A 19,880-nucleotide genomic window follows, 5' to 3' on the forward strand; every position below is an offset into this window, starting at 1 on the left:
GAATGCGGTACGGCCGTCGCAAACGCGCAGCACCGCGCGTTGGACGGCACCGGCGCGTCATCGTTCACGTCACGTGGCGAGGCCCTGCGCGCGCACGACGTCGATGAAGCCGGCCAGCACGGGGCTCACGTCACCGGTGCGCCACACGAGGCCTGTCTCGACGACCGGCGCGTGATCGGCAAGCGGCCGGTAGACCACGCCGGTGCGCCGCAGGTTACGCAGCGATTGCGGCACCAGTGCGACGCCCATGCCGGCCGACACGAGGCTGACGATCGTCTGCATCTGGATCGCCTCCTGGCCGATGTGCGGCGTTGCCCCCGCCGCGCCGTAGCAGCCCGTAATGATGTCATAAAAGCCGGGCGCCAGACGACGCGGAAAGATCACGAGCGGCAACGCGGCAACCTCGGCGAGACGGACGGGCTCGTCTTCCGGCGCATTGCTCGCCGCGGCCGGCATCGCCACCACCAGCGGCTCGCGCATGACGGGCAGGTACGACAGCCCGGCCGCGTGGCGCGGCGGCACGGGCGGAATGACGAGCCCCGCGTCGATGCGCCCCGCGACGAGCTCGTCGATCTGCACGTCGCTCGTCGCCTCCGTGAGTTGCAGCCGCACCTGCGGATAGCGCGCACCGAACGCCCGCAGCAGCGCAGGCAGCAGCCCGTAATCGGCGGTCGACACGAATGCGAGCGACAGCGAACCGGCCTCGCCGCGCGCGAGCCGTCGCGCCAGCGGCGGCAGCGCATCGGCCGCTGCAAGCAGCCGGCGCACGTCCGGCAGCAGCGCCGCCCCGACCGCCGTCAGCGCCACCGAGCGCTTGGTGCGCGCGAACAGCGCGACGCCGAGCGCATCCTCGAGCGCACGGATCGCCTGCGACAGCGGCGGCTGCGTCATCGACAGGCGTTCGGCCGCGCGGCCGAAATGGCGCTCGTCGGCGACGGTCACGAAATAGCGCCACTGGCGCAGGTCGGGAGTCGGATCGGCCATGGCTCTCTCATTCGAAAAACGACTTAATAAGCGACAAATAATATATTGGACATCACAATCCGGACACTCCATGCTTGATTGATCCGAACCGGCTCGCCGCTCGACGGCGTTGCCCAGACAACGATGGAGTCCCCCATGGCTTACAACCGTCGCTCGAAGCACATCACGCAAGGCGTGGCCCGCTCGCCGAACCGCTCGATGTATTACGCCCTCGGCTACCAGAAGGACGATTTCGACAAGCCGATGATCGGCATCGCGAACGGCCATTCGACGATCACGCCGTGCAATTCCGGCCTGCAGCGCCTGTCGGACGCGGCCGTCGCGGCCGTGAAGGCGGCCGATGCGAACCCGCAGATCTTCGGCACGCCGACGATTTCGGACGGCATGTCGATGGGCACCGAAGGCATGAAGTACTCGCTCGTGTCGCGCGAGGTGATCGCCGACTGCATCGAGACCTGCGTGCAGGGGCAATGGATGGACGGCGTGGTGGTGGTCGGTGGCTGCGACAAGAACATGCCGGGCGGGATGATCGCGCTCGCGCGCCTGAACGTGCCGGGCATCTACGTGTATGGCGGCACGATCCGCCCCGGCAACTGGAAAGGCCGGGACCTGACGATCGTGTCGTCGTTCGAGGCGGTCGGCGAATTCACCGCGGGCCGGATGTCGCAGGAGGATTTCGAAGGCGTCGAGCAGAACGCCTGCCCGACGTCGGGGTCATGCGGCGGAATGTACACCGCGAACACGATGAGCTCGTCGTTCGAGGCGCTCGGGATGTCGCTGCTGTACTCGTCGACGATGGCGAACCCCGACCAGGAGAAGGTCGATTCGGCCGCCGAATCGGCGCGTGTGCTCGTCGAAGCCGTGAAGCGCGACCTGAAGCCGCGCGACATCATCACGAAGGAGTCGATCGAGAACGCGGTGTCGGTGATCATGGCGACGGGCGGCTCGACCAATGCGGTGCTTCACTATCTCGCGATCGCGCACGCGGCCGAGGTCGACTGGACGATCGAAGACTTCGAGCGCATCCGCAAGCGCGTGCCCGTGATTTGCGACCTGAAGCCGTCGGGGAAGTACGTCGCGACCGACCTGCACCGGGCCGGCGGGATTCCGCAGGTGTTGAAGATCCTGCTCGACGCGGGGCTGCTGCACGGCGACTGCATGACGATCACCGGCCGCACGCTCGCCGACGAGCTGAAGGACGTGCCGGGCGTGCCGCGCGCGGACCAGGACGTGATCTTCCCGATCGACCGCGCGCTGTACAAGGAAGGCCACCTCGCCATCCTGAAGGGCAATCTCGCGGAAGATGGCGCGGTCGCGAAGATCACCGGCCTGAAGAACCCGGTGATCACGGGCCCGGCACGCGTGTTCGACGACGAGCAGAGCGCGATGGATGCGATTCTCGGCGACCGGATTCGCGCCGGCGACATCCTCGTGCTGCGCTACCTCGGCCCGAAGGGCGGCCCCGGCATGCCGGAAATGCTCGCGCCGACGTCCGCGATCATCGGCAAGGGGCTCGGCGAATCGGTCGGCTTCATCACGGACGGCCGCTTTTCGGGCGGGACCTGGGGGATGGTGGTCGGCCACGTCGCGCCCGAGGCGTTCGTCGGCGGCACGATCGCGCTCGTGCAAGAGGGTGACTCGATCACGATCGACGCGCATCGGCTGCTGCTGCAACTGAACGTCGACGACGGGGAACTCGCGCGCCGCCGCGCCGCATGGCAACAGCCGGCGCCGCGCTACACGCGCGGCGTGCTCGCGAAATTCGCGGCGCTCGCCCGCCCGGCGAACAAAGGTGCCGTCACCGGTTGATCCGGGCACGTCAAGACATGCGACCCCGATAAACATGGCCGCCGGGGGAACGCGCAAAACGCGCTTTCCCTTTGCTTCTATAATGCGCGGACCATGTAGCCGGCCGTCCCCGCCGGCGGAGAACCGCATGAAACATTCGATATTGCGCGTCCTGCTCGCCACCTTGCTGATCGGCAGCGGGGCAGCGGCGCGCGCCGACCAGGCCGACGGGCTCGCGCTGGCCCAGCGCAAGAACTGCATGGCCTGCCACGCGATCGGCAAGCCGCTGATGGGCCCGTCGTTCCACGACATCGCCGGCAAGTATGCGCCGCGCGGCGACGCCGTCGATTACCTTGCCCAGTCGATCGTGAAAGGCAGCGTCGGCGTATGGGGCGGCGTGCCGATGCCCGCCAATACGCAACTGACGAACAGCGAAGCCCACACGCTCGCGCAATGGGTGCTGTCGGTGCGCTGACCCGGACGCCCGGGCCGAATAGCCGACCTGCCGGATTCCTCGCCCGCGCAGTACCCCGCCGGTAGCTTCACCGGCCTTTACTGGAATCGCACCCCGCTTTTCAGCGAAACGCCCGTTGCTTAGCCGGAATGACCGGCGCGGCGCCGTGCGATCTCTTCGTCGACCGCGTCGCGGACCCAGCCCATCACCTCGGTTTCCAGCGCCAGCGCCACTTCGCGCGTGATCTGGCCGACCAGCCAGGCCGAATGCTCATGCAGTGCATCGCGACAGCGGGCTTCGATCGCGTCGCGCCCTTCCCCGGTCAGATAGTTCGTCAGGCGATTGCGCAGGCGCTCGGCGATGTGCTGCGCATCTTCCGCCGTCAGCCCGGCTGCAGCCTGCGCTTCAGGCTGCCGCGCAGCAACTGGTACAACGGCCTCCGGCAGGTGCGCTTCACGCGCGTGCCCCACCGCCTCATGCGCCACCGCTGCGAACGCGGGTAGCGGCACATCGGCGTCGGCCAGCGACGATTGCAGCGTCGCGCGCATGGCCGCCGAATCTTCGGCGACCACGTGCTCCGCGGCGCCGGGTTCGGCCGGCGCATCGGTCTCGCCCATCGCTGTCGCGGCAGCCGTCGCCACGTCGCCCGGCAGTTCGACCGCCGGCACGTGCGGCGTCGGCACGCATTCGACCACGACGGAATCGGGGTCACGTTCACTTTGGATGGAATCGGCCGGCGCCGCGCCTGCGGCGTGCGGCGCGACCACGTCGGTGAGCACCGGAATCGCCGCGCTGGCGGGCGGCTGCGGCGCGTCGGGCGCGGGCGAGCGCGCCGGCACCGGCTTGCCCGGCACCAGCACGTCGGTCAGCGTCGGGATCGAGGATGAATCGGCTTCGGTCACGGGAACACTCCGTTGACGGTTGCGGCTAGCTGCCCTGCTTGTAGTTGTTCAGCGCATAGCCGCGGTCGCGGTAGAACCGGTAGCGGTCGCGGCCCGCGGCCAGCTCGTCCGGCGCATTGCCGACCACTTCGAGCAGGCGCTCGAAGCGGGCGAACTGCGCAGGCACGGCTGCGCCGAGGTTCAGCAGCACGTGATGATGCGGCGCGCGGTCGAGATCCGCGGCCAGCACGATCGGCGTGCCGGCTGCGTGCTCGCTGTCGACACCGCAATGCGGGATGAAATCGAGCGGCGAGAACGTCCAGAGCCGCTCGTCGAGCGCGCGCAGGCGCGCGGGCTCGGCGAGCACGACGACCGGCTGTCCGGCCAGGTAGGCCTTGCGCAGCAGCCGGCACGCGTACGCGAGCGAATCGCCGACGTTCGAGTGGAAATCGATCCGCGTCATTGCCCGCGTACCCGCAGCGTCGTCAACACCGCCATCACTGGCCGGCGCGGTCGATCAGGAACTGCGCGAGAAGCGGCACCGGACGGCCCGTCGCGCCCTTCGCCGCGCCACCCTTCCATGCGGTGCCCGCGATGTCGAGGTGGGCCCACGGATAGCTCTCGGTGAAGCGCGACAGGAAGCACGCGGCCGTCACGGCGCCGGCCGGGCGCCCGCCGATGTTCGCGAGATCCGCGAAGTTCGACTTCAGCTGATCCTGGTACTCGTCGTCGAGCGGCATGCGCCATGCCGGGTCGTTCGCCTCGCGCGACGCGTCGAGCAGTTCGCCCGCGAGCGCGTCGTCCGTCGAGAACAGGCCGCTGTTGTGGCCGCCCAGCGCGATCACGCACGCGCCCGTCAGCGTGGCAACGTCGATCACCGCAGCCGGCTTGAAGCGCTCGGCATACGTGAGCGCGTCGCACAGGATCAGACGGCCTTCGGCGTCGGTGTTCAGCACCTCGATCGTCAGGCCCTTCATGCTGGTGACGATGTCGCCCGGCTTCGTCGCGTTGCCGCCCGGCATGTTCTCGCAGGTCGGCACGATCGCGACGACGTTGATCTTCAGGCCCATCTCGGCGACCGCACGCATCGTGCCCAGCACGGAACCCGCGCCGCACATGTCGTACTTCATCTCGTCCATGCCCTCGCCCGGCTTCAGCGAGATGCCGCCCGTGTCGAACGTGATGCCCTTGCCGACCAGCACGACCGGCGCGGCCTTCGCGGCGGCGCCCTGGTAGTGCAGCACGATGAACTGCGGCGGCTCGACCGACGCGCGCGCGACCGACAGGAACGAGCCCATCTTCAGCGCCTGGATCTGCTTGAGCCCGAGCACTTCCGCCTTCAGGCCCCAATCCTTCGCGATCTTCTTCGCGGTGTTGCCGAGGTAGGTCGGCGTGCAGACGTTGCCCGGCAGGTTGCCGAGGTCGCGGGTGAGGTCCATCCCGTTCGCGAGCGCGACGGCCTGCTTGACCGCGACCTTCGCGGCCTTTTCGTCGGACGGATCGACGCTGAACACGACGCGCTTGAGCGTGTGCGACGCCGGCTCCGGCTTGCTCTTCATCTGCGTGAAGCGGTAGGTCTCGTTGCGCAGCGCGAGGATTGCCGCGCGCACGCCCCAGTCGGAGCTGCGCTCGTCGACCGGCAGTTGCGCGAGCGTGAACGTGACCTGGACGACCTTGGTCGCCAGCAGCGCGCGCCATGCGGCCGTCACGGCATCGTTATAGGCTTTCTGATTGAAAGCATCCTGCTTGCCGAGGCCGACCAGCAGCACGCGCGACGCGCCGATGCCCGACACTTCGTGCAGGAACAGCGTCTTGCCGCGCTTGCCGTCCATGTCGCCGGCCTTGATCACGCGCGAAACCAGCCCCTTGGTGGCCGTGTCGATATCGAGCGCCGCGCCCGACAGGGTCTGCGCCTCGAAGATGCCGAGCACGATGCAGTCGGACTTCCCGGTCAGGAACCCCTTCGCCTCGCCTTTGCTCCAATCACAGCCTTTTATGCTAAAGTCCATCGCGCTTGTCCTCGGATAAAATCTGGGCTAAGGATGAAAGCCGCAATTATCCGCTATTTTTCCCGTGGCGGCGCGAGCGCTCCACCACGCGTGCGCAGCCTCCCGCCCTCTTCTCATCAAGAATGATCTTCGAACGCTCCCTCCAGCGCGAGCTTGCGTATACGGCTGGCGCCGTGTTCATGGTGCTGCTCACGATCATGCTCACGACGATGATGATCCGCATCGTCGGCTACGCCGCGTCCGGTGAAATCGATCCGCGGGACGTCCTCGTGCTGATCGGCCTCACCGTGATCGGCTACCTCGCCGTGATGCTCGTCGTCACGCTGTTCGTGTCGATCCTGTTCGTGCTGACCCGGTGGTACCGGGACTCCGAAATGGTCGTGTGGCTCGCGTCCGGCGTGAGCCTCACGCGCCTCATCAAGCCGATCGGCGTGTTCGCCACGCCGATCATCCTGCTGATCGCCTTCTTCGCGTTCGTCGGCTGGCCGTGGTCGAACCAGCAAAGCAAGATGATCAAGGCGCGCTTCCAGCAGCGCGACGAGATCTCGCTGCTCGCGCCGGGCCAGTTCCGCGAATCGGCCTCGAACCACCGCGTGTTCTTCATCGAGAAGATGACGCCCGACCAGAGCAAGGTGCAGAACGTGTTCGTGACCTCGACCGAGAACGGCAAGGTCAACGTGGTCGTGTCGCAGACCGGGCACACGGAAACGCGCGACGGCAGCCGCTTCGTCGTCCTGGAGGACGGCCGCCGCTACGACGGCACGCCCGGCCAGCCGAACTTCAAGATCATGGAGTTCGAGCGCTATGGCGTGAAGATCACGAGCACCCCGGTCACCAACGTGCAGACCACCAACAGCACGCCGACGCCGGACCTGCTGCGCAACCCGACGAACGACAACCTCGCGGAATTCGCGTGGCGCGCGGGGCTGCCGCTGATCGCGATCAACCTGATGGTGCTCGGCATTCCGCTGTCGTACCAGAACCCGCGCCGCAGCCGCACGATCAACCTCGTGATGGCCGTGCTGATCTACCTCACGTACTCGAACCTGCTGAACGTCGTGCAGTCGCAGATCGAGCAGGGCAAGATGTCGTTCGGCGTCGGTCTCGTCGGCCTGCATCTGGTCGTCGCGGCGATCGTCGCGTTCATCTTCTGGTTGCGCGTGCGCAATCGTCCGCTGTTTACACGCGCGCTGTTCGGCCGCTCGGGAGCATGATCGATGCGGCTCTATGAAAAGTACTTCGCGCGACAGATCTACGTCACGTTCGTCTTCATCCTGTTCGCGTTCTCGGGCCTGTTCTTCTTCTTCGACCTGATCAGCGAACTGAACTCGGTCGGGCACGGCAACTACAAGTTCGGCTACGCGGTGCTGCGCGTCGCGCTGCAGACCCCGTCGCGCTTCTACGAAATCATCCCGGTCGCCGCGCTGATCAGCGCGATCTACGTGTTCGCGCAGATGGCCGCGAACTCGGAATTCACGATCTTCCGCGTGTCGGGCCTCGCGACCAACCAGGCGCTGCGCTCGCTGCTGAAGATCGGCGTGCCGCTCGTGATCGTCACCTACCTGATCGGCGAATTCGTCGGCCCGTACGCCGACCAGCTGTCCGAACGCGTGCGGCTGCAGGCGCTCGGCGCATCGGTGTCGTCGAACTTCCAGTCGGGCGTGTGGGTGAAGGACACGCTCGCGGCCCGTGAAAACGGCGAGCAGGTCACGCGCTTCGTCAACGTCGGCAGCCTGTCGCCCGACTCGACGATCAGCAACGTGCGCATCTACGAATTCGATTCGAAATTCCAGCTGCGCAACGTGCGGATCGCGCAGACGGGCCGCTACGAGCCGCCCGGCCACTGGCTGCTGAAGGGCGTCAACGAAACCGAGCTGACGCCGATCAAGCCGATCAGCGGCCAGCCGGCCGATGCGCTGAACCCCGTGTACCGGTCACAGCAGGTATCGCTGCCCGAATACCGGCTGCGCTCGGACCTGACGCCGCAGATCCTGTCGGTGCTGCTCGTGTCGCCGGACCGCATGTCGATCATCAACCTGTTCCGCTACATCCAGCATTTGCGCGAGAACCAGCAGGACACGCAGCGCTACGACATCGCGCTGTGGCGCAAGCTGCTGTATCCGTTCGCGGTGTTCGTGATGCTCGTGCTGTCGCTGCCGTTCGCGTACCTGCACACGCGTGCGGGCGTGGTCGGCGTGAAGGTGTTCGGCGGCATCATGCTCGGCATGAGCTTCCAGCTTCTCAATACGCTGTTCTCGCACATCGGCACGCTGAACACGTGGCCCGCGCCGCTCACCGCGGCGACGCCGGGCCTGATCTATCTCGCGCTCGGCCTGTTCGCGCTCAAGTGGGTCGACCGGCACTGAGCGCCGCGTCACGACGGAGGTTTCGACATGAGCTCGCATGGCATCGTCCTGTTCGGCCACGGCGCGCGTGACCCGCGCTGGGCCGAGCCGTTCGAACGGCTCGCCGCGCGGCTGCGCGGCGCCCCCTCCCCCGCCGCACACGTGTCGCTCGCGTTCCTCGAGCTGATGACGCCGTCGCTCGGTGACGCGGTCGCCGAGCAGGTCGCGGCCGGCTGCTCGCACATCACCGTGGTGCCCGTGTTCTTCGGCCAGGGCGGCCATGTCCGCCGCGACCTGCCGCAGCTCGTCGACGCATGCCGCGCCGTGCATCCGGGTGTCGAGATCCGTTGCGCGACGGCCGTCGGCGAAGACGACGGCGTGCTCGACGCGATCGCGCGCTACTGCATCGACCAGATCGGCGACGACGCGTAAATCACGCCGTCACGGCCCACAAAGAAAAAGCGCCGGCTTCCGCCAGCGCTTTTTTCGTTTGGAACTCCAGCCGGATTCCGCTCAGGCCGCATTTCGCAGCACATCGCCCACTTTCGCCTGCCCGGCGCGCTCGGCGAACGCATCGCCGATCATCAGCAGGCTCGGTTCCGCGGGATCGAGCCACGCCTGCGCGTCGCCCGCCGCCATCTGCGCGAGCGTCAGCGTCAGCGTACGTTCGCGCGCGGTGCTGCACGCCTCGACGATCGCCACGGCCGTCGCCGGCGCACGGCCCGCGTCGATCAGCTCCTGCGCGATGCCGGGCGCGCTGTCGCGGCCCATGTAATAGACCATCGAATCGGCGCGCGCGGCTTCGCGAATCTCGTCGCTGCCCGGCGCGCGGCTGTGCGTCGCGAACGCAACGCTGCGCGACACGCCGCGCAACGTCAGCGAACGCTTCAGCGTCGCCGCCCCGGCCAGCGCCGCGGTGATGCCCGGCACGACCTCGTAGTCGATGCCGGCCGCTTCCAGCGCGCGCATCTCCTCTTCGGCGCGACCGAACAGCATCGGGTCGCCGCCCTTCAGCCGGACGACGCACGCATGCTCGCGTGCCGCATCGACGATCTGCTTGTTGATGAAGTGCTGCGCGGTCGAACGCTGCCCGCAGCGCTTGCCGACGGCAATCCGGCGCGCATTCGGCGCGTAGTCGAGCATCGCGGGCTCGACGAGCGCGTCGTGCAGCACGACGTCCGCCTGCTCGAGCAGCCGCGCGCCGCGCACCGTGATGAGGTCGGCCGCGCCCGGCCCTGCTCCGATCAGATACACCTTGCCCATGTTTGTCGCTTCGCCTTCCAGCGGGCGTCGGCTCCGGCCCGCGCCGCCGCGAAGCGGCGCGGTTGCCCGGTCATGCCGAGAACGCCCGGATCATCCCTGCGGCGACCGTGTGATGCGTCGCCTCGTCGATCAGCACGAACGCACCGGTACCCGGATGCGCGTCGTACGTGTCGCACACGATCGGCTTCTGCAGCGTCAGCGCGACGCGGCCGATGTCGTTCATCTTCAGATCGTGACGGTCGGTCGCGTGCGACAGCGTGTGCACGTCGAGCACCTGCTTGACGCCGCCGATCTTCGCGAACACCGTGCTGGTGGTCTGCTTCAGCAGGTACTTGCGCTGCGGCGACAGCGGCGTCTCGTCGAACCAGCACAGATCGGCTTCGAGCTTCTTCGCCGGCTCGACCGGCTCGCCGGACGTGACGAACATGTCGCCGCGCGACACGTCGACGTCTTCCGCGAGGCGGATCGTCACGGTCTGGCCCGCGAACGCGTGCGGCACGGACGCGGTGCCGCCCGGCACCGGCGCGACGATCTCGGCGATCGTCGCCGTGCGGTTCGACGGCAGCACGACGATCTCGTCGCCGACCTTCACTTCGCCCGACTCGATCCGGCCCATGTAGCCGCGGAAGTCGTCGGCCGAGCTGCCGTCCTGGCGCGCGACCCATTGCACCGGGAAGCGCAGCGCGTCATGCGCCTGCGTCTCGACCGGCAGCGATTCGAGCACGTCGAGCAGCGGTTCGCCCGCGTACCACGGCATGCGCTCGCTCGCGCCGACGATGTTGTCGCCCTTCAGCGCCGACACCGGCACGAAGCGCACGTCGTTCAGGCCGAGCTGCTTCGCGAGCGCGACGTATGCGTCGCGGATCTCGTTGAAGCGTGCTTCGCTGTAGTCGACGAGGTCCATCTTGTTGATCGCGACGATCACGTGCTGCAGCCCGAGCAGCTTGACGATCGCGCTGTGGCGCTTGGTCTGCGGCAGGAGTTGCACGACACCGTTCTCGACCGTGATGCGCGTCGCGTCGATCAACACGATCGCCGCGTGCGCGGTCGATGCGCCCGTCACCATGTTGCGCGTGTACTGCTCGTGGCCCGGCGTATCGGCGATGATGAACTTGCGCTTCGCGGTCGCGAAGTAGCGGTACGCGACGTCGATCGTGATGCCCTGTTCGCGCTCGGCTTCGAGGCCGTCGGTCAGCAGCGCGAGGTCGAGCTCGTCGCCGACCGTGCGCTTGTTCTTCGCACGCGACAGCGCGGACAGCTGGTCGGACAGCACGGCCTTGCTGTCGTACAGCAGGCGGCCGATCAGCGTGCTCTTGCCGTCGTCTACGCTGCCTGCGGTAATGAAGCGCAGCACGCCGAGGTCTTCGGTGTTCTCGATGATGCTCATGATGTGAATGTCCTCGTGTGCTTCAGAAATAACCTTGCTTCTTGCGCTGTTCCATCGCGGCTTCGGAGGCCTGGTCGTCCATCCGGGTCGCGCCGCGCTCGGTGATCTCGGTCACCGCCGTCTCGGCGATGATCTTCTCGACGTCGTCCGCGTCGCTCTCGACCGGGCACGTGCAGGAGATGTCGCCGACCGTGCGGAAGCGCACCTGCGCGAGCTCGCTCGTCTCGCCGTCACGCATCGGCGTGAGCGGCGTGACGGGCACGAGCAGCCCGTTGCGGCGCACGATCTCGCGCTGGTGCGCGTAATAGATCGACGGCAGTTCGAGGTTCTCGCGCGCGATGTACTGCCACACGTCGAGCTCGGTCCAGTTCGAGATCGGGAACACGCGCAGGTGCTCGCCCTTGTGCAGGCGGGCGTTGTACAGGCTCCACAGTTCCGGGCGCTGCGCCTTCGGATCCCACTGGCCGAATTCGTCGCGGAACGAGAAGATGCGTTCCTTCGCACGCGCCTTCTCTTCGTCGCGGCGCGCGCCGCCGATCAGCGCCGTGTAGCCATGCTGCTCGATCGTCTCGAGCAGCGTGACGGCCTGCGCGGCATTGCGCGAATCGGTTTCGCGGCGCAGCACGACCGTGCCGCGCTTGATCGAATCCTCGACGTGGCCGACGACCAGCTCGGCGCCGAGTTCTTGCGCGCGGCGATCGCGGAAGTCGATCACTTCTTCGTAGTTGTGGCCCGTATCGATGTGCACGAGCGGGAACGGCAGCGTCGTCTTGCGGTTCGCGCCGAGGCCGAATGCCTTCAGTGCCAGATGCAGCACGACGACCGAATCCTTGCCGCCCGAGAACAACAGCGCCGGCTTGCTGCATTCGGCGACCAGTTCGCGCAGGATGTGGATCGACTCGGCTTCGAGCCAGTCGAGGTGGCCCATGCGGTTGTCGGCACCGGCGGGCGGGGCAAAGGCGGATTGCTCGAGCGTCGTGCTCATGATTTCAGTCCTTCTCTTCTGGGTTCGTGCCGCCCGCTGTCGCAGGCGGCGCAATATTCAGTTTCTTGTCAGGCTTTCAGTGCGTGGCGCCGGCAACGGCGTCCGCGGGAATCGGCGTGATCGTCGTGATGTGCAAGCCGCATTCCTTCGTATCGCGCGACTCCCACCACCAGCGGCCCGCGCGGCTGTCTTCGCCGGGACGGATCGCCCGCGTACACGGCTCGCAGCCGATGCTCGGGTAGCCGCGCGCATGCAGCGGGTTGACCGGCACGTCAAACGCCTTAAGGTACGCCCACACGTCGCTTTCCGTCCAGTCGGCGAGCGGGTTGTACTTCGCGATCCCGCGCGCTTCGTCCTGCTCTTCCTCATGCAGTTCGGCACGCGTGACCGACTGCTCGCGGCGCTGGCCCGTGACCCATGCGCCGACGTCCGCGAGCGCACGATTCAGCGGCTCGACCTTGCGGATGTGGCAGCACGACTTGCGCAGCTCGACACTCTCGTAGAACGCGTTCAGGCCGTGCTCGGCGACGTACTGGTCGACCGCGTCCTGCTGCGGATGGAACTGCTCGATCTCGTAGCCGTAGCGCTCGCGCACGCGGTCGATCATGCCGAGCGTTTCCGCGTGCAGGCGGCCCGTGTTCAGCGAGAAGATGCCGATCCGCACGCCCTTCGACAGGATCGCATGCGTCAGCAGCATGTCTTCCGCCGCGAGGCTGCTCGCGAACTTCACCTTCTCGTGACGGGCCCCGATCTGCGCGAGCAGCGCGTCGAGGCGCTCGACCTTCGCGGCGAGTTCCGGCGTCAGCGCGGTGGCGGTCGCGGTGCTCATGCGCCCACCTTCGCGTCGGGCGTCGCTACGTCTGCCGACGCGCCGCGGCGGCGGAACAGCGGTTCGGGCTGGTCGAACGCGCCCTGGTAACGCTGCGTGAATTCCGTGAACGCATTCAGCGCGTCGTGGATGTCCTTGTCGGCGCGCACCGCGTACGCATCGAAGCCGCAACGCGACATGTACAGCAGCTGGTCGCGCAGCACGTCGCCGATCGCGCGCAGCTCGCCCGTCCAGCCGTGGCGCTCGCGCAGCAGGCGCGCGATGCTGTAGCCGCGGCCGTCCGCGAAGCGCGGGAAGTCGACCGCGATCAGCGAAATCGCGCCGAAATCGGCCACGAGATCGGCCGGCTCGCTGTCCGGTGCGAGCCACACGCCGAGCTCGTCCTTCGTCTTCGCGGCAACGAGCGCCGCGCGCTCGGCCTGCCACAATGCGAACGGCACCAGCACCTTGCCGGCCGGCAACGCGTCGACCGCGGGCAGTGCACCGTCTTCCGCCGCGCGCACGACCTGCCATGCATCGTCGATCACTGCGCGGTTCTTGATAATCGAAGCCATCTGCTAATTCCTTCTACCCGGTTGGTTACGCGTTCACTGCCTGGCGCGCCGCATACACGCGCTCCTTGAACGGCGTGATGCCGATGCGATCGTACGTGTCGACGAAGCGCTCGCCGTCGATGCGCGATTCGACGAACGTGTCGATCAGCTTCGCGATCACGCCGGGCACTTCCTCCGCCGAGAACGACGGCCCGATCACGCGGCCGAGGCGCGCGCCGTTCCGGCCCGTGCCCTGCTCGCCGCCGAGCGACACCTGGTACCACTCGGCGCCGTCCTTGTCGACGCCGAGGATGCCGATGTTGCCGACGTGATGGTGACCGCACGAGTTCATGCAACCGGAAATGTTCAGCGACAGGTCGCCGAGGTCGTACACATAGTCGAGATCGTCGAAACGCTGCTGGATCGCCAGCGCGATCGGGATCGACTTCGCGTTCGCGAGCGAGCAGAAGTCGCCGCCCGGGCACGCGATGATGTCGGTCAGCAGGCCGATGTTCGGCGTCGCGAAACCGGCTGCCTTCGCCTTTTCCCACAGGGCGAACAGGTCGCGCTTCTTCACGTTCGCGAGAATCAGGTTCTGCTCGTGCGACACGCGCAGCTCGCCGAACGAGTAAGCGTCGGCCCAGTCGGCCACCAGATCCATCTGCTGGTCGGTCGCGTCACCCGGCGCGACACGGTGATCCTTCAGCGACAGCGTGACGGCGGCATAGCCGGCCACCTTGTGCGGGGCAACGTTACGCTCGACCCAGCGCGCGAACGCCTTGTTCTCGAGCAGGTGCTGTTCGAACGACGCGTCGGTGTCGGCCAGCTTCTCGTAGATGGGCGGCTGGAAGTACTGCGACACGCGGTCGACTTCCGCCTGCGTGAGCGTCGACGGGCCGTCCTTCAGGTGCTGCCACTCTTCCTCGACCTGCTGCGCGAACTTCGCGGGCGACAGCGCCTTCACGAGGATCTTGATGCGCGCCTTGTACAGGTTGTCGCGGCGGCCGTAACGGTTGTACACGCGCAGCACAGCTTCGCAATAGGTGAGCAGGTGCTGCCACGGCAGGTCTTCCTTGATCACCGCGCCGATGATCGGCGTACGGCCGAGGCCGCCGCCCGCGAGGATGCTCGCGACCACTTCGCCCTGCGCGTTCTTCTTCAGGTACACGCCGAGGTCGTGGATCTGCACGGCTGCACGGTCGTCCTTCGAGCCCGACACCGCGATCTTGAACTTGCGCGGCAGCCATGCGAATTCGGGATGGAACGTCGACCACTGGCGCAGGATTTCCGACCACGGACGCGGATCGATCTCTTCGTCCTGCGCGACACCGGCGAACTGGTCGGCCGTGATGTTGCGGATGCAGTTGCCCGACGTCTGGATGCCATGCATCTGCACCGACGCGAGCTTCGCGAGGATCTCGGGCGTTTCTTCCAGCTTGATCCAGTTGAACTGGATGTTCGAGCGGGTCGAGAAGTGACCGTAGCCGCGGTCGTGTTCGCGGGCGATGCGCGCCAGCATCCGGAGCTGATCGCTGCGCAGGTTGCCGTACGGAATCGCGATGCGGTGCATGTACGCGTGGCGCTGCATGTACAGGCCGTTCTGCAGGCGCAGCGGACGGAACTCTTCTTCGCTCAACTCGCCCGACAGCCGGCGGCGCACCTGATCGCGGTACTGCGCGACACGCTCGTCGACGATCGTCTGGTCGTATTGGTCGTACTGATACATTCGGGGACCCCAGGGTTTTCGTGGTGACCGCGCGACGTCCTAGCCACGTCGCGCCCGAATCTCCGTTCCGCCGCTATCGCCGGCCTTCCGCTGCCCGGCTGGATTGCTAATGACGAAAACAGATATCCATATTTGAAAAACTCCGGTGAATCGTAATAAACTCGCCTTATATTTCAAACGACTAAAAAATTCTGTTGATATGCGGAAGGGTTATAAATGAACCTGCACCAATTTCGCTTCGTGCGCGAGGCCGTCCGGCAGAATTTCAATCTCACCGAGGCCGCCAAGGCGCTCTACACGTCGCAACCGGGGGTATCGAAGGCGATCATCGAGCTCGAGGACGAACTGGGCGTGGAGATCTTCACGCGGCACGGCAAGCGCGTGCGCTCGCTCACCGAGCCGGGCCGGATCATCCTCGCGTCGGTCGAGCGGATTCTCCAGGAGGTTGAAAGCCTTAAAAGGGTCGGAAAAGATTATGCGGCCCAGGATCAGGGCAACCTGACCATCGCCGCGACCCACACGCAGGCCCGCTACTCGCTGCCGGCCGCGATCGCCGAGTTCAAGAAGCGCTTCCCGAAGGTGCACCTGTCGATCCTGCAGGGCAGTCCGACGCAGGTGGCCGAGATGGTGATCCACGACCAGGCCGATCTCGCGATCGCCACCGAGGCGATCTCCGACTACAAGGAACTCGTGTCGCTGCCCTGCTTCCAGTGGCACCACGCGGCCGTCGTGCCGGCCGACCACCCGCTGCTCGAACGCAAGCCGGTCACGCTCGACGATCTCGCGCAGTACCCGCTGATCACGTACGACGATGCGTTCGCGGGCCGCAAGAAGATCAACCATGCGTTCGCGCTGCGCGGGCTGTCGCCGGACATCGTGCTCGAGGCGATCGACGCCGACGTGATCAAGACCTACGTCGAGCTCGGCCTCGGCGTCGGCATCATGGCCGACATCGCGTTCAATCCCGAGCGTGACCGCAGCCTGCGGCTGATCCCGGTCGGCCACCTGTTCGGCAGCAACGTGACGCGCGTCGCGCTCAAGCAGGGCGCCTACCTGCGCAGCTATGTGTATACGCTGGTCGAACTGCTGTCGCCGACGCTGAACCGCAAGCTGATCGAGCAGGCGCTCAAGGGCGAATCCGAATCGTACGAACTCTGAGCGGCGTGTATAACCACGGGGGCGCACATCGCGCCCTTTTTTGCTGTCCGACGGAGAATTCCGCATGACGCTTCCCGCCCTGTTGCGCCGCGCTGCCGGCGCCGCTCTCGTACTGGCCAGCGCCGCCGCGCATGCCGACCTGAAGGTCGGCGTCGACCTGTCCTCGACCGGCCCGGCCGCCGCGATCGGCATCACGAGCAAGAACGCGATCCTGATGTGGCCGAAGACGATCGCCGGGCAACCCGTGCAGGTGACCGTGCTCGACGATGCATCCGACCCGGGCACCGCGGTGCGCAACATCCGCAAGCTGGTCGACGAGGATCACGTCGACGTGGTGGTCGGGCCGAACATCACGCCGGCCGCGCTCGCGGCCCTCGATGCGGTGGCCGCCGGACAGACGCCGATGATCACGCTGGTCGGCTCCGGCGCGATCGTCGAGCCGCAGGAAGGCGCGCGGACCTGGGCGTTCAAGATGGCGCAGAGCGACCGCGCGATGGCCGACGTGATGACGCGCCATATGGCGAACCACGGCGTGAAGACGGTCGGCTTCATCGGCTTCGCCGACAGCTACGGTGACAGCTGGCTGAACGAGTTCACGCGCTTCGCGGACCTGCGCAAGATCCGCGTCATCGCGACCGAGCGCTTCAACCGCACCGACGCGAGCGTCACGGGCCAGGCATTGAAGCTGATCGCGGCGAAACCCGACGCGATCCTGATCGCGGGCTCGGGCACGCCGGCCGTGCTGCCGCAGCGCACGCTGATCGAGCGCGGCTACCAGGGCCCGGTCTACCAGACCCACGGGATCGCGACACCGGAATTCATCAAGCTGGGCGGCAAGGATGTCGACGGGACGCTGTTCCCGACCCAGCCGGTGGTCGTCGCGCGCACGCTGCCTGCCGATCATCCGGCCCGCAAGGCCGCGCTCGCGTTCGTCGACGCGTACGAAGCGAAGTACGGTGCCGGCACGGTCACGCAGTTCGCGGGCGACGCGGCGGGCGTCTACCCGCGCCTCGCCGACGCGGTCGGCCGCGCGCTGAAGGCCGCGCAGCCCGGCACGCCCGCGTTCCGCGCGGCGCTGCGGCGCGAGCTGGAACATGCGCACGAGCTCGTCGTGCCGAACGGTGTCGTCAACACGAGCGACAAGGATCATGTGGGACTCGACCAGCGCGCGAGCGTGATGGGGATCGTCAAGCAGGGCCGGTTCGTCTACCTCAGTCAGTGACTTGGGCGGCCCGCAACCGGGCAGCTTGCCCAGCGGCTGGATTTCGGACATAATCCGCGTTTCGCCGCGCACCATCGCATGCGCGGCCAGGATCAAGCCCAGGTGGTGAAATTGGTAGACGCAGGGGACTCAAAATCCCCCGCCGCAAGGCGTGCCGGTTCGATTCCGGCCCTGGGCACCAGCATTCTCGCAGCGTGAAGCGCTGCGCCTCCCGAAACCCGCGCAAGCTCGCCGCTTCGCGGGTTTTTTGTTTTTGCCGCCGGCGCCGCAACGCGCGCCCCGCGCAACAGTCCAAGCGGCATGAGGATGCGCGGCACGGAGGCACGCCATGTTCATGCGCCCGATTTCATCTCCGCTCTGCCGCCGCGCGCTCGCCGCGGTGCTGTCGCTCATGCTGGCCGGCTGCGATGTACTGACCGCGCCGCCGGTGCCTGACTGGCCGGGCCCGCACGCGCCCTACCCGTTCCCGGACAGCATTCCGCATCGCACCGAATGAATGGACGGGAGGGCCGCCGTCGGCACGTCGAGCCGAGCTCAGGCTCAAACCATCAACGCCCGCACGAAGTCGAGAAACAAGCGCACCTTCGCGGAAACGAGGTTGGACGCGTGGTGATACGCGTAGAGCGGAAACGTCTCGTCCGCCCATTCCGGCAGCAGCAGCACCAGCCGCCCGTCGGCAAGGATGTCGCGCGCATAGAGTTCCAGCAGCTGGGCAATCCCCGCGCCGCCCAGGCACGCGCCGAGCAGCATGCCCGTGTCGTTGACCATCAGCCGGCCGGCGGCATCGAACGGCACCACCTCCTTGCCGCGATGGAATTCCCATTCGAATGGCCGCCCCGTCACCGGATCGCGGATCAGCACGCAGCGATGCCCGCTCGCGAGATCCCGCGGGTGCCGCGGTTCGCCGTGGCGCGCGACATAGGCCGCCGACGCGCAGGTGAGCACGCGCGTTTCCAGCAGCAGCCGCGCGCGGTATGACGATGGTTCCGGAATGCCGAACCGCACCGCCACGTCGAACCCGTCGGCGACGAGGTCACCCATCCGGTCGCGCACGCTGATCTCGACGGACAGGTCGGGAAAGCGGTCGAGAAACTCGGCCATCTTCGGCGCCAGCACGTAGTGGCCGAAAGTCGCGTCGACGTTGACGCGCAGCCGCCCACTGACACGCGCCTTCGACTGGCCGGCGTCGATCGCCGCGTCCTCGATGCCGGCCAGCAGCGGCGCGACCGCTTCATAGAAACGCCGCCCTTCGTCGGTCAGCGTGATCGCACGGGCCGTGCGGTTGAAGATCCGGATGCCGACGCGCTCCTCCAGCCGGGCGACGGCACGGCTCACCGCCGGCTGCGTCAACCCCATCGCCTCGCCGGCGCGCGCGAAGGTGCCGGCCTCGATCACCGCCGAGAGCACGCCGATCCCGCTCAAAAGCCTGCTGTCGAATGCCATGAGACGTACTTTCAGTCATTCTTGATCTGATCATTATTCATTATTTTTATTGATCGAGGGAGCCTACATTAGTCCTGTCGCCGGAACGCACGGCACTCACGAATCAAGGAGCAGGACATGAGCACATCGGAACAGGTCGCCCTCGTCACGGGCTCGTCGCGCGGCATCGGTGCGGAGATCGCCCGCCGCCTCGCCCGCGACGGTTTCAGGGTCGTCGTGAACTATGCGGGCGGCGCCGGCCCCGCGCAGGACGTGGTCGACGCGATCGCCGCCGGCGGCGGCACGGCCGTCGCGGTGCAGGCGGACGTCGCCGATCCGGCCGCGGTGGTCGCGCTGTTCGACACGGCCGAGCAGGCATTCGGCCGGATCGACGTCGTGGTCAACAGCGCGGGCGTGATGAAGCTCGCGCCCCTCGCCGAGTTCGACGACGCTGCGTTCGACCAGACCGTCGCGATCAACCTGAAGGGCGCGTTCAACGTCAGCCGCGAGGCGGCGAAGCGCGTGCGCGACGGCGGGCGCATCGTCAACCTGACCTCGAGCGTGATCGGCATGCGCCTGCCGACCTACGGCGTGTACATCGCGACCAAGGCCGCCGTCGAGGGCATGACGCAGGTGCTCGCGCAGGAGATGCGCGGCCGCGGCATCAGCGTGAACGCCGTCGCGCCCGGGCCGGTGGCGACCGAGCTGTTCCTGCAGGGCAAGAGCGCCGAACTCGTCGACCGGATGGCGAAGATGAACCCGCTGGAGCGGCTCGGCCAGCCCGCCGACATTGCCAGCGTCGTCGCGTTCCTCGCCGGCCCCGACGGCGCGTGGGTCAACGGCCAGGTGCTGCGTGCCAACGGCGGCATGTGCTGACCGGCCGCCCGCCACGCC

21 protein-coding genes and 1 tRNA gene are annotated in these 19,880 nt (G+C 67.2%); 11 read left to right on the forward strand and 11 right to left on the reverse strand.

Translation table 11 applies throughout. The annotated features are described in order from the left end of the window. Positions 1-69 precede the first annotated feature (69 nt). Positions 70-984 carry a LysR substrate-binding domain-containing protein gene (locus CFB39_RS13845; RefSeq protein ID WP_089473398.1) on the reverse strand — a complete coding sequence of 305 codons (915 nt, stop codon included), beginning with the start codon at positions 982-984 and terminating at the stop codon, positions 70-72. A 135-nt stretch (positions 985-1,119) separates the two neighbouring features. On the opposite strand from CFB39_RS13845, the gene ilvD reads away from it, so the two are divergent. Then, positions 1,120-2,793, forward strand: coding sequence for a dihydroxy-acid dehydratase (gene ilvD / locus CFB39_RS13850; RefSeq protein WP_089473399.1), 1,674 nt, complete (start codon positions 1,120-1,122; stop codon positions 2,791-2,793). Between the two features lie 127 nt (positions 2,794-2,920). After that, positions 2,921-3,247 (forward strand): c-type cytochrome, encoded by a 327-nt coding sequence (locus CFB39_RS13855; protein WP_089426118.1) that lies wholly within the window; start codon positions 2,921-2,923, stop codon positions 3,245-3,247. Positions 3,248-3,366: 119 nt separating this feature from the next. On the opposite strand, the gene CFB39_RS13860 is transcribed toward CFB39_RS13855, so the two are convergent. Then, positions 3,367-4,065, reverse strand: a complete 699-nt coding sequence (locus tag CFB39_RS13860; protein WP_256991411.1) for a DUF2486 family protein — start codon at positions 4,063-4,065, stop codon at positions 3,367-3,369. On the opposite strand from CFB39_RS13860, the gene CFB39_RS40805 reads away from it, so the two are divergent. Continuing rightward, positions 3,998-4,144, forward strand: a complete 147-nt coding sequence (locus CFB39_RS40805; protein WP_256991413.1) for a hypothetical protein — start codon at positions 3,998-4,000, stop codon at positions 4,142-4,144. The two genes, CFB39_RS13860 and CFB39_RS40805, sit on opposite strands and share 68 nt — an antisense overlap. Positions 4,145-4,153: 9 nt before the next feature. On the opposite strand, the gene CFB39_RS13865 is transcribed toward CFB39_RS40805, so the two are convergent. Together CFB39_RS13865 and CFB39_RS13870 are read right to left on the reverse strand one after the other, a co-directional pair. After that, on the reverse strand, positions 4,154-4,570 hold the full coding sequence (locus tag CFB39_RS13865; protein WP_039368072.1) for a DNA polymerase III subunit chi: 417 nt from the start codon (positions 4,568-4,570) through the stop codon (positions 4,154-4,156). 34 nt (positions 4,571-4,604) lie between these two features. Next, positions 4,605-6,116 carry a leucyl aminopeptidase gene (locus CFB39_RS13870; protein WP_089426120.1) on the reverse strand — a complete coding sequence of 504 codons (1,512 nt, stop codon included), beginning with the start codon at positions 6,114-6,116 and terminating at the stop codon, positions 4,605-4,607. A 122-nt stretch (positions 6,117-6,238) separates the two neighbouring features. Here CFB39_RS13870 and lptF point away from each other — a divergent pair, with 122 nt between their 5' ends. Genes lptF through CFB39_RS13885 form a run of 3 tightly spaced genes read left to right on the forward strand, consistent with a single transcriptional unit; the run spans position 6,239 to position 8,893 of the window. After that, complete coding sequence (gene lptF, locus CFB39_RS13875) at positions 6,239-7,330, forward strand: LPS export ABC transporter permease LptF (RefSeq protein WP_089426121.1); 1,092 nt, start codon at positions 6,239-6,241, stop codon at positions 7,328-7,330. A gap of 3 nt (positions 7,331-7,333) precedes the next feature. After that, complete coding sequence (lptG, locus tag CFB39_RS13880) at positions 7,334-8,482, forward strand: LPS export ABC transporter permease LptG (RefSeq protein ID WP_071334850.1); 1,149 nt, start codon at positions 7,334-7,336, stop codon at positions 8,480-8,482. Between the two features lie 27 nt (positions 8,483-8,509). Next, entirely contained in the window at positions 8,510-8,893 is a 384-nt protein-coding gene (locus CFB39_RS13885; protein ID WP_089473401.1) for a sirohydrochlorin chelatase, read from the forward strand. Between the two features lie 81 nt (positions 8,894-8,974). Here CFB39_RS13885 and cobA read toward each other — a convergent pair whose 3' ends face one another. From cobA to CFB39_RS13915, 6 genes are all read right to left on the reverse strand, one after another. After that, entirely contained in the window at positions 8,975-9,724 is a 750-nt protein-coding gene (gene cobA / locus CFB39_RS13890; protein WP_089473402.1) for a uroporphyrinogen-III C-methyltransferase, read from the reverse strand. Between the two features lie 70 nt (positions 9,725-9,794). Next, complete coding sequence (locus CFB39_RS13895) at positions 9,795-11,111, reverse strand: sulfate adenylyltransferase subunit 1 (protein WP_089473403.1); 1,317 nt, start codon at positions 11,109-11,111, stop codon at positions 9,795-9,797. Positions 11,112-11,133: 22 nt separating this feature from the next. Next, positions 11,134-12,096 carry a sulfate adenylyltransferase subunit CysD gene (gene cysD / locus CFB39_RS13900; protein ID WP_034192618.1) on the reverse strand — a complete coding sequence of 321 codons (963 nt, stop codon included), beginning with the start codon at positions 12,094-12,096 and terminating at the stop codon, positions 11,134-11,136. Positions 12,097-12,172: 76 nt separating this feature from the next. Next, the gene (locus CFB39_RS13905) at positions 12,173-12,925 is read right to left on the reverse strand and encodes a phosphoadenylyl-sulfate reductase (protein WP_089473404.1); all 753 of its coding nucleotides are present in this window, start codon (positions 12,923-12,925) and stop codon (positions 12,173-12,175) included. Beyond that, positions 12,922-13,479 (reverse strand): DUF934 domain-containing protein, encoded by a 558-nt coding sequence (locus tag CFB39_RS13910; protein WP_089473405.1) that lies wholly within the window; start codon positions 13,477-13,479, stop codon positions 12,922-12,924. The genes CFB39_RS13905 and CFB39_RS13910 overlap by 4 nt, the downstream gene beginning before the upstream one ends. A 25-nt stretch (positions 13,480-13,504) precedes the next feature. Continuing rightward, positions 13,505-15,184, reverse strand: a complete 1,680-nt coding sequence (locus tag CFB39_RS13915) for a nitrite/sulfite reductase (protein WP_089473406.1) — start codon at positions 15,182-15,184, stop codon at positions 13,505-13,507. A gap of 216 nt (positions 15,185-15,400) precedes the next feature. Here CFB39_RS13915 and CFB39_RS13920 point away from each other — a divergent pair, with 216 nt between their 5' ends. From CFB39_RS13920 to CFB39_RS40210, 4 genes are all read left to right on the forward strand, one after another. Next, complete coding sequence (locus CFB39_RS13920) at positions 15,401-16,342, forward strand: CysB family HTH-type transcriptional regulator (protein WP_046544612.1); 942 nt, start codon at positions 15,401-15,403, stop codon at positions 16,340-16,342. 64 nt (positions 16,343-16,406) lie between these two features. Continuing rightward, positions 16,407-17,564 (forward strand): ABC transporter substrate-binding protein, encoded by a 1,158-nt coding sequence (locus CFB39_RS13925; protein ID WP_089473407.1) that lies wholly within the window; start codon positions 16,407-16,409, stop codon positions 17,562-17,564. Between the two features lie 96 nt (positions 17,565-17,660). Continuing rightward, positions 17,661-17,745, forward strand: a tRNA-Leu gene (locus CFB39_RS13930). 147 nt (positions 17,746-17,892) lie between these two features. Continuing rightward, positions 17,893-18,060 (forward strand): hypothetical protein, encoded by a 168-nt coding sequence (locus CFB39_RS40210; protein ID WP_179257679.1) that lies wholly within the window; start codon positions 17,893-17,895, stop codon positions 18,058-18,060. 44 nt (positions 18,061-18,104) lie between these two features. Here the strand turns inward: CFB39_RS40210 and CFB39_RS13935 are convergent, their stop codons facing one another. Continuing rightward, positions 18,105-19,007: a LysR family transcriptional regulator gene (locus tag CFB39_RS13935; protein WP_089473408.1), complete on the reverse strand. Its 903-nt coding sequence runs from the start codon at positions 19,005-19,007 to the stop codon at positions 18,105-18,107. A gap of 117 nt (positions 19,008-19,124) precedes the next feature. Between CFB39_RS13935 and CFB39_RS13940 the strand changes: the two genes are divergently transcribed. Beyond that, complete coding sequence (locus CFB39_RS13940) at positions 19,125-19,862, forward strand: SDR family oxidoreductase (RefSeq protein ID WP_089473409.1); 738 nt, start codon at positions 19,125-19,127, stop codon at positions 19,860-19,862. The last annotated feature ends 18 nt before the right edge of the window (positions 19,863-19,880 follow it).

The sequence above is a fragment of the Burkholderia sp. AU6039 genome (genome assembly GCF_002223365.1).
Taxonomy (GTDB): Bacteria; Pseudomonadota; Gammaproteobacteria; order Burkholderiales; family Burkholderiaceae; genus Burkholderia.